The sequence below is a fragment of the Enterococcus sp. DIV0574 genome, assembly GCF_051711125.1.
In the GTDB taxonomy this organism is placed as follows: Bacteria; Bacillota; Bacilli; order Lactobacillales; family Enterococcaceae; genus Enterococcus_D; species Enterococcus_D gallinarum.
Genome location: NZ_JBIOMA010000001.1, coordinates 1,704,956 through 1,718,426, shown reverse-complemented (window position 1 = coordinate 1,718,426; position 13,471 = coordinate 1,704,956). Strand labels below are relative to the sequence as shown.

General features: G+C 43.2%; 11 protein-coding genes. All 11 read right to left on the bottom strand.

Annotated elements, in window-relative coordinates:
* Window positions 1-6: 6 nt before the first annotated feature.
* The 11 genes from carB to IGJ45_RS08310 all read right to left on the bottom strand — a co-directional run bounded on the left by carB (window position 7) and on the right by IGJ45_RS08310 (window position 13,434).
* Complete coding sequence (gene carB / locus IGJ45_RS08360) at window positions 7-3,189, bottom strand: carbamoyl-phosphate synthase large subunit (protein ID WP_409531425.1); 3,183 nt, start codon at window positions 3,187-3,189, stop codon at window positions 7-9.
* Window positions 3,190-4,269, bottom strand: coding sequence for a carbamoyl phosphate synthase small subunit (locus IGJ45_RS08355; RefSeq protein WP_003126609.1), 1,080 nt, complete (start codon window positions 4,267-4,269; stop codon window positions 3,190-3,192).
* Window positions 4,266-5,555, bottom strand: coding sequence for a dihydroorotase (locus IGJ45_RS08350; protein ID WP_257602312.1), 1,290 nt, complete (start codon window positions 5,553-5,555; stop codon window positions 4,266-4,268). The genes IGJ45_RS08355 and IGJ45_RS08350 overlap by 4 nt, the downstream gene beginning before the upstream one ends.
* A gap of 41 nt (window positions 5,556-5,596) precedes the next feature.
* The gene (locus IGJ45_RS08345; protein ID WP_060814300.1) at window positions 5,597-6,523 is read right to left on the bottom strand and encodes an aspartate carbamoyltransferase catalytic subunit; all 927 of its coding nucleotides are present in this window, start codon (window positions 6,521-6,523) and stop codon (window positions 5,597-5,599) included.
* Between the two features lie 41 nt (window positions 6,524-6,564).
* Window positions 6,565-7,845, bottom strand: a complete 1,281-nt coding sequence (locus IGJ45_RS08340) for a solute carrier family 23 protein (protein ID WP_003126613.1) — start codon at window positions 7,843-7,845, stop codon at window positions 6,565-6,567.
* A gap of 19 nt (window positions 7,846-7,864) precedes the next feature.
* Entirely contained in the window at window positions 7,865-8,401 is a 537-nt protein-coding gene (pyrR, locus tag IGJ45_RS08335; protein ID WP_003126614.1) for a bifunctional pyr operon transcriptional regulator/uracil phosphoribosyltransferase PyrR, read from the bottom strand.
* A 242-nt stretch (window positions 8,402-8,643) separates the two neighbouring features.
* A complete protein-coding gene (locus IGJ45_RS08330; protein ID WP_003126615.1) occupies window positions 8,644-9,549 on the bottom strand; it encodes an RluA family pseudouridine synthase in 906 nt (301 codons plus the stop codon).
* Window positions 9,550-10,008 (bottom strand): signal peptidase II, encoded by a 459-nt coding sequence (gene lspA / locus IGJ45_RS08325; protein ID WP_003126616.1) that lies wholly within the window; start codon window positions 10,006-10,008, stop codon window positions 9,550-9,552.
* Window positions 10,005-10,712, bottom strand: a complete 708-nt coding sequence (locus IGJ45_RS08320) for a CBS domain-containing protein (protein WP_003126617.1) — start codon at window positions 10,710-10,712, stop codon at window positions 10,005-10,007. The genes lspA and IGJ45_RS08320 overlap by 4 nt, the downstream gene beginning before the upstream one ends.
* A complete protein-coding gene (locus IGJ45_RS08315) occupies window positions 10,705-11,112 on the bottom strand; it encodes a hypothetical protein (protein WP_195957257.1) in 408 nt (135 codons plus the stop codon). Before IGJ45_RS08315 ends, IGJ45_RS08320 begins: the two co-directional genes overlap by 8 nt.
* Before the next feature lie 651 nt (window positions 11,113-11,763).
* Window positions 11,764-13,434, bottom strand: coding sequence for a formate--tetrahydrofolate ligase (locus IGJ45_RS08310; RefSeq protein ID WP_409531426.1), 1,671 nt, complete (start codon window positions 13,432-13,434; stop codon window positions 11,764-11,766).
* Window positions 13,435-13,471: the final 37 nt, after the last annotated feature.

Sequence of the window (13,471 nt, the reverse complement as noted above, 5' to 3'; positions counted from 1 at the left end):
TGACTGCTAGATTGCTTTCGTTGAAAAACCTCTTGATTCCATTACTTGAAGAATGGCATCAGCGGTGTCTAACGAGGTGAAGAGCGGCACCCCATGCTCGACTGCTTCCCGGCGAATAATAAATCCGTCTTCAGTGGCTTTTTGCCGATTTTTGTCCATTGTATTGATCACCACTTGTGTCACGCCTTTTCTGATGAGATCAACGACAGTTTCATCTTCTGTTTCCGAGATTTTCGCTACCCGGGTGACTGGCAAGCCATAGCCTTCAAAGTAATCGGCTGTTCCTTTTGTCGCTAAGATCGAGAAGCCGATTTCGAAAAAGCGCGCAGCCAACACGGCGGCCTCTGCTTTGCTTTCATCCGCTACGGTAAAGAGAACTTTCCCGAATTCCGGAATATGCAAACCAGCTGCTTCAAAAGCTTTATATAAAGCTTTTTCTAAGTTTTTGTCTGAACCCATGACTTCACCGGTTGATTTCATTTCCGGACCTAAGTAAGTATCGACTTTTTGTAACTTGGTGAAAGAAAAGACCGGTGCTTTGATATGAACTTCGTTTGGTGTTGGATAAAGGCCATCACGGTAGCCCAGATCCACCAATTTTTCTCCTAAAATCGCTTTTGTCGCGATCTGTGCCATAGGAATCTCTGTAACTTTGCTTAGGAACGGCACTGTTCGGCTGGCCCGTGGATTGACCTCAATGACATAGACTTTCTCCTCATGGATGACAAATTGAATATTCATCATTCCGACACAATTCAATCCCAATGCTAACCGTTTCGTATAGTCTTCGATGGTGGCAATCGTTGCGTCAGAAAGGTTTTGCGGTGGATAGACTGCCATCGAGTCACCTGAGTGGACCCCTGCTCGTTCGATATGTTCCATGATCCCCGGAATCAGAACCGTCGTGCCATCACAAATTGCGTCAACTTCACATTCTTTCCCTACTAAGTACCGATCGACTAAAACAGGATGTTCGGGAGAAGCTTTTACTGCATGCTTCATATAATCTTCCAGATCCGCTTGGTTCTCAACGATTTCCATTGCCCGACCACCTAAGACATAACTCGGACGAACAAGGACCGGATAACCGATGCGATTAGCGATCGCCACTGCTTCCGTGGTATTTGTAGCAGTATCTCCTGGGGGTTGCGGAATAGCTAATGCCTGTAGCGCTTGTTCAAAGAGATCACGGTTTTCAGCACGATCGAGGTCTTCGATACTCGTACCTAAGATGCTGACTCCTGCGGCAACTAATGGCTCCGCCAAATTGATCGCTGTTTGACCGCCAAATTGAACAATGACCCCAATTGGTTGTTCCAGTTCGATCACATGCAAGACGTCTTCTAGTGTCAATGGCTCAAAATACAATTTATCGGAAATCGAGAAGTCTGTCGAAACGGTTTCCGGATTGCTGTTCATAATAATGGCTTCATAGCCCGCAGCCTGAATTGCTTTGACCGAGTGTACTGTTGCATAATCGAATTCCACACCTTGACCGATGCGGATCGGCCCAGAACCTAAGACTAAAACAGATTCTTTTTCACTGCGAACACTCTCGTTCTCAAACTCATACGTACTATAAAAGTAAGGCGTTGCCGACTCAAACTCGGCAGCACAAGTGTCTACCATTTTGTAGACGGGAAGCAACTGATTTTCCTTACGGATGTCTCGAATCTCTTGTTCTGTCATCTGCCATAACTCAGCAATTTTTTTATCGGTAAAGCCGTTTTGCTTCGCTCGTTTTAATGTTGTAAAATCTTGGCTGTTGGCAGCAAGTTCTTGTTCGATTTCATAGATGTGCAGCATTTTATCCAAGAAGAAAAGATCGATTTTAGTCATTTCGTTCAATTCTTCAATAGCATAGCCGCGGCGAATGGCTTCCATGACATAAAATAAGCGATCATCTTGCGCTTTGATCACCTTATCGATCAAGTCATTGTCTGAAAGCTGTTCTAATTCTTTCATTTCAATATGATGTGTGCCGATCTCCAATGAACGCACAGCCTTCAGCAAAGATTCCTCGATATTCCGACCGATAGCCATCACTTCACCGGTTGCTTTCATCTGTGTCCCTAAACGGCGTTCGCCGGACTCAAATTTGTCAAAGGGCCAACGAGGGATTTTGGCTACCACGTAATCCAATGCCGGTTCAAACTCGGCATAAGTTGTTTCTGTGACAGGGTTTTTCATTTCATCTAATGTCAACCCAACAGCAATCTTTGCTGCTAGCTTCGCAATCGGATAGCCAGTTGCTTTACTTGCTAAAGCAGACGAACGGGAAACCCGGGGATTGACTTCGATCACATAGTAATTAAAGCTGTGGGGATCAAGCGCTAATTGAACATTACAACCGCCCTCGATTTTCAATGCGCGAATGATTTTTAGAGAAGCATCACGCAACATTTGGTACTCATGATCGGAGAGTGTTTGACTCGGTGCAAAAACGATCGAATCACCTGTATGGATCCCGACAGGGTCAAAGTTTTCCATGTTGCAGACAACGATCGCATTATCGGCTGAATCCCGCATGACTTCATATTCGATTTCCTTATAGCCGGCAATACTGCGTTCGATCAGACATTGCGTCACTGGTGACAGTTTTAGACCATTCTCAGCAATCACTCGCAATTCCTCTTCATTATTACACATACCGCCTCCAGTACCGCCAAGGGTAAAGGCTGGACGAACGATGATTGGATACCCAATCTTAGTTGCAAAAGCAACTGCTTCTTCCACTGTTGAAACGATCTCCGATTCAGGAATCGGTTGATTTAACTCTTCCATTAATTGTTTGAATAGATCACGGTCTTCTGCTTGATCAATCGCTGCTAATTTGGTTCCTAACAACTCGATTTCCAACTCATCCAAGATGCCGGAATTGGCTAATTCCATCGCCATATTCAAGCCGGTTTGACCGCCTAATGTTGGCAAGATCGCATCCGGACGTTCTTTCCTTAAAATCCGGGAGACAAATTCGAAAGTGATTGGTTCAATATAGACTTTGTCGGCAATTTCTTTATCGGTCATGATCGTTGCAGGGTTCGAGTTGACCAGCACAACTTCATAGCCTTCTTCTCGCAACGCTAAGCAGGCTTGCGTTCCTGCATAGTCAAATTCGGCTGCTTGGCCAATAATGATCGGTCCAGAACCGATAACCATGATTTTCTTAATATCTGTACGTTTTGGCATTTAGTTCTGCTCCTTCCATGCATCGATCATTTCTAAAAATTCATCAAATAAATGTACACCATCATGTGGTCCCGGTGCAGCATCTGGATGATACTGAACACTAAATGCTGGGTAGCGACGATGACGGACACCTTCAATGGTTCCATCATTGACTTCCACATGAGTGATGATCAGTTTCTCTTGATCAATCGATGCTTCTGCTACTGCAAAACCGTGATTTTGTGAGGTGAAATCAATTCTTCCTGTAGCGATTTCTCGAACGGGATGGTTCAATCCTCGGTGACCGAATTTCATTTTGTAAGTATCAGCGCCATTAGCTAAAGCAAACAACTGATGTCCTAAACAGATACCGAAAATCGGTACTTTTCCTTGGATTTCTTGAATCATTTTGATGGCTTCAGGGAGGCTTTTCGGATCACCAGGTCCGTTGGTCAGCATGACACCATCTGGCGCGAGATCCAAAATTTCCTGAGCGGTGGTATTGTAGGGTAAAATCGTCAGATTACAATTTCGTTGAGAAAGTTCTCTTAGAATGCTGTGTTTCAAGCCAAAATCGATCACGACGATATTCCGTCCTGTTCCTGGACTTGGATAAGGCTTTGAAGTTGAAACTTGTGCCACTTGATTGGTGGGCAAAACGGCTGCTTTCAATTGATCAAAGGCATGAGCAAACTCATCATTGGCATCCACAATACTAGCTTTCATCGTTCCAAATTGGCGGATTTTACGAGTCAAAGCCCGAGTATCGATTCCTGCGATTCCCGGAATGTTTTTGCGCTTTAGAAATTCGTCTAAGGTCAATTGTTTCCGCCAGTTGCTGGCTACACGAGCATGTTCTTTCACTACAACACCTTTACAAGTGGGAGCGATTGATTCATAGTCATCGCGATTAACACCGTAATTTCCCACCATTGGGTAGGTAAAGGTGATGATCTGACCGTTGAAACTTTGATCCGTAATGGTTTCTTGATACCCTGTCATACTAGTGGTAAAGACAATCTCGCCATAGACATTGATCTCTGCGCCAAATCCCTCACCTTCAAATAATGTGCCATCTTCCAAAATCAACCAGCGTTTCATAAAATCCCCCTACCTTTTTGCCAAACTAATTTTCCATTGACCAATGTATGGGTGGTATCCCCATATAATGGCCAGTTATTAAATGGTGTGTTTTTTCCTTTTGAAAGAAATTGATCCGAATCGACAGTATAAGCTGTCTCTAGATCAAAAATCGCGAGATCTGCCGGAGCTCCCACCATTAATTTGCCAGCTTTCAATCCAAAGATTTCAGCAGGCTTCTCGGTCATCCAAGCCACCGCTTGTTGGAGTGTAAAGCGGCCCGTTTTGACAAAATGCGTATAAATCAATTGAAAAGCATATTCTGAACCGACGATTCCAAATGGTGCTTTTAAAAAACTTTGCATTTTTTCGTCATAGCCATGTGGTGCGTGGTCTGTTGCGATACAATCGATCGTCCCATCCAGTAATCCTTCGATCAATGCCTCGCGATCTGCTCTACCTCTAAGCGGCGGATTCATTTTCCAAAATCCTTCATCGCCAGGGATATCTTCATCGATCAAAAGCAAGTGATGGGGGGAAACTTCTGCCGTCACATGGATTCCTGCTTGTTTAGCTTCACGTATGACCCGCACACTTTCTTTTGTCGAAACATGGCAGACATGGTAATGGGCCCCGGTTTCTTCTGCCAGCAGTACATCCCGGGCAATTTGTGATGCTTCTGTGGCACTAAGAATCCCCGGCAAGCCTAATTCTGCTGCTCTCTTACCCGCATGCATCACACCGCCAAACAACAGAGAGTCATCTTCTGTATGCGCCACTAATGCCATCTGGTTTTTGGCCGCTTCTTTCATCGCCAAGTACATCGTACCAGCAGTTTGGACGCCAACGCCATCATTGGTGAATGCAAAAGCGCCGGCTTCTTTCAATGCTTTTTGATCCGTTAAAACTTCACTACGTAATTCTTCTGTGATCGGTGCATACTGCAAAACATGAACCACGGCGTCTTCTTGGATACGTTGGTAGACTTGTTGCAATTTTTCTGCGGTATCTGGCACAGGATTTAAATTTGGCATGGCACAAACAGTAGTGAAACCGCCACGAGCGGCTGCCATACTTCCTGTTTTGATCGTTTCTTTGTATTCAAATCCTGGCTCTCTGAAGTGAACATGAACATCCACTAATCCTGGAGTGATCAGTTGTTGCTTTGCATCGATCACTTGATCGAACCCTGTTTCTGAAAAAGTCGTTCCGATCGCTTGGATGATACCATCTTCGATCCAAATTTCTGCAGGGATACAATGATCACCGTCAGCGATGATCTTTCCGTTCTTAATGAGTGTTTTCATGTTGCTTCCTCCTCTATCTCTATTGGTCGCGTTTCTTATAATTAAGCTTTGCCATTCAATACCGCTTCTAAAATTGCCATCCGGACAAACACGCCATTCGTCATTTGCGTGACAATTCTTGAACGCAGCCCTTCAACTAATGGATCTGCCAGCTCAACATCACGATTGACTGGAGCCGGATGCATGATGATGGCATGGTCTTGCATTTTTGCTGCACGTTCCACTGTCAATCCATAATCCCGTAAGTAAGCCTCTTTTGAGAAACTTTCTGAGCCATCATGGCGTTCGTGTTGGACCCGAAGCATCATCATCACATCGACTTGATCCACTAATTCATCTAGAGGCAACCAGTGTCCATACACTTCAAATTCATTGTCATACCATTGTGGCGGGCCAGAAAAATACACTTTGGCGCCTAATCGTTTGAGCATTTGCATATTTGATTTGGCGACACGGGAATGGGTGATGTCTCCGACGATCGCTACTTTCAATTGATCAAAGTGGCCAAATTCTTCATAGATCGTCATCAAGTCTAATAAGCATTGCGTGGGATGCTGTCCGCTGCCATCGCCTCCATTGATGATGCTGCATTGGATCGTTTTACTTTGGATCAGCTCGTCATAATAATTTTCATCCCCGTGGCGGATCACAGCGACATCCACGCCAAGGGCTGACATTGTCAGCACGGTATCATAAAGGGTTTCGCCCTTTTGCACAGAACTCGTTGAGGAGTCAAATTCAATCACTTCAAGACCTAATTTCTTTTCGGCTACATCAAAACTTTTGTGGGTTCTGGTACTATTTTCAAAGAAAAGGTTCGTAGCAAAGTATTGTTCTTTTTGCGGCATCCATTTGGCCCCTCTTTTAAATTCCTGCCCTCTGCGGATAAGCCCCATCACTTCTCGATCTGTTAATGCTTCAACGGTCAAAAGATGCTTTAAACTGATTCTTTCTGATTGGATGATCATGAATAATACCTCCTAGTTTTTCCCTTTTAGTTGACGACTAGTTATTGTTCTTCACTGCGTGATGTTTCTGGCAAAATTAGATTTAAAATGATTCCTAAGACAGTTGCTAATGCCATGGCTGATAAGGTGAATGTTCCGACCGTAAAGACAAGGCCGCCGATTCCGATCACCAGAATCACAGAAGCAATGATCAAATTCTTTTTGCGGTCAAAATTGATTTTATTGTCGATCAAGATTTTCATCCCGCTTGCAGCAATGACACCGAACAATAGGAAGCTGATTCCAGAAATGACCGGATTTGGGATACTCAAGATCAAGGCACTCAATTTTCCGACAAAGCCTAACAAGACAGCCAAGACAGCCGCACCACCGATAACAAAGACACTGTGCACTCTCGTAATGGCCAAGACACCAATGTTTTCACCATAACTTGTCACAGGGGGTCCCCCAACGAATCCGGCAACGATTTGCGCAAAGCCGTCTCCCATCAATGTTTTGTTTAATCCTGGTTCTTCAAAAAAGTTACGCTTTGTTAGTTTATTCAAAACCATCAAATGGCCAATATGTTCTGTCATCGTGACAAAAGCGATAGGCGCCATCGTCGTGATCGCATTCAAATGTAGCGTTGGCTTGTATTGAACAAAGGGAATTTCGAAGCTTGGTAATGAGAACCAAGCAGCATCAATGATTGGCTGCACATCTACGATCCCAGCAGCTAAAGCTACTAAGTAACCACCAATGATCCCTAGTAAGATGGGGATCAAGCCAAGAAAACCTCGCAAAAACATGTTGAAGAAAATCGTCAATCCCAATGTAACCAATGCAACTAAGATAAATTTAAAATCATAGATGTCCCCATTGTACATTGCGTTTTGAGCGGCATTAGCAGCTAGTCCTAACCCGATAACCATGATCACAGGCCCTACGACGATCGGCGGCAAAATTTTATCCAGCCATGCAGCACCAATCTTTTTGATGATCAGAGAAACGATGATGTAAACCAGTCCTGTTGTAACAGCTCCCTGGGCGATTGCCGGGTAGCCGTCTGATTTCATCAACATTTGCATTGCAGCGATAAAAGCAAAGCTGCTCCCTAAGTATGCGGGAATCTTTCCTTTCGTCGTAACGAGGTAAACAAGTGTCCCCAAACCGGAACTTACTAAAGCGATACTTGGGTTGATCCCAACTAGGATCGGTACTAAAACAGTTGCTCCGAACATCGTGAATAAATGTTGAAGACTTAAGCCTAACCAAGGCAATGCCTTTGGGCGATCATTGATATCTAATACCACATCGGTATTGCGAAATTCTTGCTTTTCCATGTGTCTGTCACTCTTCTTCCTACTCGTTTTCTTTATTGATCATGATTCGATCAGAACCGTCAGATTCTTCCATTTCAACAATGATTTGTTCGCTTAATGCCGTTGGAATATTTTTCCCTACAAAATCTGCCCGAATCGGTAATTCTCGATGCCCCCGATCGACTAGTACGGCTAGTGAAATCCGGCGAGGACGACCGAAATCCATGATGGCATCTAATGCTGCCCGGATGGTGCGCCCTGTAAACAACACATCATCGATCAAGATGACTTCTTTGCCATCGATTGCTGTTGGAATGTCAGAAGAATGGATCTCAGGATCTTCATCTGATTTTTTATCGTCTCGATACAATGTGATATCCAGTTCGCCAACGGGGACTTCTACCCCTTCCAATTGTTTCAAGCGTTCAGCAATTCGTTGTGCGATATAGATTCCCCTAGTCTTGATTCCTACTAAGACTAGGTCATCAATCCCTCGGTTGCGTTCGATGATTTCATAAGTGATTCTGGTCAATGCTCGTTTCATTGTTACTGCATCTACTACTTCTTTGGTTGGCATTTCGTTCCCTCCTAATTTTGAACATAAAAAAACTCCTGCCTAGTGAGGCAGGAGTTATGTTTTCCGATCATACTTTCTGGCGCTGTATACAGCGATCCAGAATATGCGCAATCATCCAGCAAGTTTTCGATGCTCCAACGCGGGAGTCGTCTGCTTGCTCATTTCCTTCTTAGCCTCACGGGACTACACTTAAAGGAGCTATTTATTTGTTACACACACTATACAGTTCTTTGAAAAAAAAATCAATCATTTTTTCGCAATTTTTTTAAGGTTTCCTCAAAAAGTTCGGGTAATGGCGCTTCAAAAACCATTGATTCTCCAGTTGTCGGATGGGTAAATCCTAACAGTTTGGCGTGAAGGAATTGGCCATTGCCTTTCAAAGTCTTTTTAGGGCCATAAACAGGATCGCCGGCTAATGGAAAGCCAATGTATTGCATGTGGACCCGAATTTGATGGGTCCGACCCGTTTCCAACTGTAATTCGACTAAAGTAAATTGATCAAAACGTTCCAAAACTGTAAAATGTGTCACAGCCGGCTTACCATCTTCTTGCACTGCTTGCATCTTGCGATTCACTTTAGAACGGCCAATCGGTGCATTGATCGTGCCTTTTTCGTGAGAAATATTCCCATGGACCAGCGCAACATACTTCCGTAAAGAAGTTTTGTCTTTCAACTGTTTGGCTAACGCTTCATGGGCATGATCATTTTTGGCAATCATCAATAGCCCTGACGTATCCTTGTCGATACGATGAACAATTCCTGGTCGTACAACATCATTGATCGAAGATAAATCGGTCATATGATACAACAATGCATTGACCAGCGTTCCGTTAGGATGCCCTGCCGAAGGATGAACGACCATTCCTTGCGGTTTATTGATCACGGCAACATCTTGGTCTTGATACACAATCGTCAAAGGAATATCTTCAGGTTCCAGATCTAGGGACTCTGGTTCTGGTACTTGAATCACTAACTGGTCACCAGCTTTTACTTTGTAATTTGCACGAATTGGATCCCCTTGACAGGTGACCGCACCTTCTTTCAACCATTGTTGAATTTGCGAACGGCTCGCTTCTAGACGATCTGCCAATACTTTATCGACACGCCCTTTTTCTTCATGGATTACTACTTCAATTTGATTATTCATTTATTTTCCCTTCACTTCATCATCAACTAACGCATAGATAAAAATCAATAACACGCCGATCACTAACGACATGTCTGCAATATTAAAAATCGGAAAATTGATAAAATCTAGCTGAAACATATCCACGACGTACCCCAAACGCAAGCGATCGATAAAATTTCCGATCGCTCCGGCTAAGATAAAGGATAGTCCCAATCGAAACCATATACTGCTTTTACGATGACGGATCAACAAATAAGTTACAACAATAACAGCGGCAACCGTGATGATCGTAAAGAAGGTCATCTTCCCTTCTAAGATACTCCATGCGGCACCGGTATTCCGAATATAAGTTAGTGAAAAGACATGGTCGATCAACGTTTGAACATCACCTAATTCAAAATTGCTGACGATCCAAAACTTCAACCACTGATCAAGTCCAACAATTATGGCACTTAGTAAAAAAAACAAAGCTATCATCTTTTTTCCACACTTTCTTCGTTAAAAATATCCCGCGGACGAACGATGCCTAATAAATTTCCATTAGGATCGCCATTTTTTGTGATTAATACCGCTTCAAGTAAAGCATTTTTATGGAACAGGTCTTCTACTTCAGTGACCGTTGTTGTCGCGGGTACAAACTGATAATTGGACTCTTTACCGTCTTTGATCAACAAGTCTTCAGCTTTACGCCCTTCTAATCGGATCTCTCCTTTTAGACTTTCTTGAGCAAACCAGTATCCTAACATACGTAAAGTGATCAACCCAACAAAACGTCCTTTGTCATAGAGTGGAAATTGTGAAAACCGCTTTTGAGCGACGATCTTCAAGATTTCTTTCAGCGCCAACGTTTTTTCAAAACCGGTCACTTTTTTACCAAACTTAGGTAAGACCGTTTCAGGCTGCAACAAGGCCTGTTCGATTTGTTGGATTCGTGTCACTACCCATTGATTTGGCTCGGCGATCACAAAATTTTCACCGATTTTTTCATGAACGATGGCGTTCCGCAATTGGGCCATCTGCAATAAATCTTCTTCGTATTTTTTGATGTCTCCTTGCTTCTGTTTTGAAAGACGGCGAACCATCTCTGAAAAACCCATGTTACGAGGATTACCCAAATCGTCCCTCAATTGTTTTTCGATTCGATTGAAACTACTCAAAAAAATATCTGCTCCGCTAGCCATTTGTTACCTCCTCAATTACATACGCTTGTTTGCTATAATAAAGACCTAAACATAGATAACCTGCTAAATAAAGAAAGATACCCGAAAGGATAATGGACAACTGTCCGCTGCGAGTTAAAAACGCGATCATTAGAAACAGACCAATATAAAACAGCACATAAAAAGAAATCAGTCGCGGATTCATTTTTATTTCTAATGGAGTTTCTGCGTGTAAATCAGCCAACGCAATTTCTTTGCTTTTTAGGATGGAAAATCGGACAGACAATCGGTTGTCAGAATTGAGATTCAGCTCGACGATCTCTTGATGATTGATTCTGGCGACTTTCTGACCATCCACTAGCAAATCCAGCGGACTCCCCATCGCGTAAAAGCCGGTATTTCGTATGATTTTACGTTTCATCGTTTTATACGCTCCAATTTTATCAGTATACTTTAATTTTCTTAGAAAGAAAACAGTCTTTTAAATGCACTACTGATTATATTATAACAAAAGACACGTCTCTTGCCTCTTGCTAATATTTAACTTTCAGTCTTTTAATAGATTGAAAATCCAAAAGCGGCAAATCATAAGATAAAAACGAGCGCCTTTTATAGCCCTCTTTTTAAAACCATTCTTTTTATAGTCTCTCGTTTAAAAGAGCTTGATAACAATTTCCCCTTCCCGTTTCCTACTTTCGTTTCTAATGTTTCTAAGAGCAACGGATAAATAGGAATGCTGGAGATAACTATGGGAGACTTTTAGAAAACTTCGCAAAAAATCAAATATCCTCGCAGCCTCTTCAATTATTTCTTCCAATTTTTGAAAGTCAGAAGAAAAAGGGAGGTTTTATTCTCTTCCGAATCTCGCAGCCTATGTACAGCGTCAACAAAAAACGAACCAAACAAAACCTACTGAAAGACGACGAATCGCTCGCAAACAACACACCACACTTACAGAATCAATAGTGATCTGTAAGTGTGGTGTATTGTAAGAAATTGACTGAACTATTACTGGAGCCTTCGAGAACCTATTTCTTCATCCAGTATTCGCAGATGCGGAGAGAAAATAAGATTAAAAAAGGCCAGATACATTGCCGTCTGCATCGACATCCATATTCAATGCTGCTGGTTTCTTAGGCAGTCCAGGCATTGTCATAACAGTACCGGTCAATGCAACAATAAAACCAGCGCCTAGTTTTGGTACAAATTCACGGATCGTAATCGAAAAATCAGCCGGTGCGCCCAAAAGCTGCGGATCATCACTAAAAGAGTACTGTGTTTTTGCCATACAAATCGGCAATTGATCCCAGCCATTTTTTTTGAAGACGTTCAATTGGCGCTGTGCCACACTTGAGAAGACCACATTTGATCCGCCATAAATCTCTTTGACGATCTTGGCAGCCTTATCAGGAAGGCTCTCTTCATTTTGGTAAAGCCTACGATAATTGCCGGGTTGTTCATCAATGGCAGTGACGACTTGCTGCGCCAAAAGTTCCCCCCCTGCGCCACCTTTCTCCCAAACTTGCGTCCGAGCGATTGGTACACCAATTTCCTTGCAGCATTGCTCCAACATTTGGATCTCAGCTTCGGTATCAGTGACAAATTCATTGATTGCAACAACAACTGGCAATTGATAGTTTTGCATGTTTCTCACGTGACGTTTCAAGTTGGCAAAACCCGCGACTAAAGCCGCTACATTTTCTTCTTTTAAATGTTCTTTATCTATCCCGCCGTGCATTTTTAAGGCGCGAATCGTTGCGACCACTACGACAGCGTCTGGTGCTTTAGAGAGATTGGGTGTTTTAATATCCAAAAACTTCTCTGCCCCGAGATCTGCGCCGAACCCCGCTTCAGTAACCGTGTATTCTCCTAAATGGAGAGCTGTTTCAGTGGCAATGACACTATTACAGCCATGGGCGATGTTGGCAAAAGGTCCCCCATGAATCAACGCAGGCGTTCCTTCGATGGTTTGAACCAAATTTGGTTTCAAGGCATCTTTCAACAATAAAGCTAATGCCCCCTGAACCTGCAAATCCTTGACGTAGATAGGTTGTTTATCATACGTATAACCAATCAAAATATTGCTCAAGCGCTCTTTCAAATTATCCAAATTCGTTGCTAGACACAAAATAGCCATAATCTCACTAGCAACGGTGATATCAAAGCCATCTTCTCTAGGTACTCCTTGCAGTGGTCCGCCTAGTCCGACGATCACTTGTCTTAATGCACGATCATTCAAATCCACGACACGTTTCCAAATGATCCGTCGCGGGTCGATCCCTAATTCATTTCCTTGTTGGATATGATTGTCCACCAACGCAGATAATGCATTATTCGCAGCAGTGATTGCGTGCATGTCCCCGGTAAAATGAAGATTGATGTCCTCCATCGGCAAGACTTGCGCTCTGCCTCCGCCAGTCGCACCACCCTTGATCCCCATGACTGGACCTAATGATGGTTCTCGTAAAGCAATCACGGTTTGTTTTCCAATACGGTTTAAGCCATCTGCCAATCCAATCGTGACTGTCGACTTTCCTTCTCCCGCAGGGGTTGGGTTAATCGCTGTGACTAAGATCAACTTGCCGGTGGGGCGTTCCGCGATTTCCTTGATTGCTGGCCAATCGATTTTTGCTTTATACTTCCCATATTGTTCTAGATCTTCTGCTCGTAATCCGATAGTTGCTGCAATATCAATAATCGGTTTAATTGTTGCTTCTTGTGCAATTTCGATATCTTTTTTCATCAGTAACCCTCTATTCCCGAACTATTATTCCTTATTC

Excerpts from the sequence above, each read along its gene's own strand:
- IGJ45_RS08315 (WP_195957257.1), bottom strand. The coding sequence starts at position 11,112 with ATGAAACGTAAAATCATACGAAATACCGGCTTTTACGCGATGGGGAGT.
- IGJ45_RS08355 (WP_003126609.1), bottom strand. The coding sequence starts at position 4,269 with ATGAAACGCTGGTTGATTTTGGAAGATGGCACATTATTTGAAGGTGAG.
- IGJ45_RS08310 (WP_409531426.1), bottom strand. The coding sequence starts at position 13,434 with ATGAAAAAAGATATCGAAATTGCACAAGAAGCAACAATTAAACCGATT.
- IGJ45_RS08345 (WP_060814300.1), bottom strand. The coding sequence starts at position 6,523 with ATGATCATCCAATCAGAAAGAATCAGTTTAAAGCATCTTTTGACCGTT.
- lspA (WP_003126616.1), bottom strand. The coding sequence starts at position 10,008 with ATGATAGCTTTGTTTTTTTTACTAAGTGCCATAATTGTTGGACTTGAT.
- IGJ45_RS08320 (WP_003126617.1), bottom strand. The coding sequence starts at position 10,712 with ATGGCTAGCGGAGCAGATATTTTTTTGAGTAGTTTCAATCGAATCGAA.
- IGJ45_RS08340 (WP_003126613.1), bottom strand. The coding sequence starts at position 7,845 with ATGGAAAAGCAAGAATTTCGCAATACCGATGTGGTATTAGATATCAAT.
- carB (WP_409531425.1), bottom strand. The coding sequence starts at position 3,189 with ATGCCAAAACGTACAGATATTAAGAAAATCATGGTTATCGGTTCTGGA.
- IGJ45_RS08350 (WP_257602312.1), bottom strand. The coding sequence starts at position 5,555 with ATGAAAACACTCATTAAGAACGGAAAGATCATCGCTGACGGTGATCAT.
- pyrR (WP_003126614.1), bottom strand. The coding sequence starts at position 8,401 with ATGCCAACCAAAGAAGTAGTAGATGCAGTAACAATGAAACGAGCATTG.
- IGJ45_RS08330 (WP_003126615.1), bottom strand. The coding sequence starts at position 9,549 with ATGAATAATCAAATTGAAGTAGTAATCCATGAAGAAAAAGGGCGTGTC.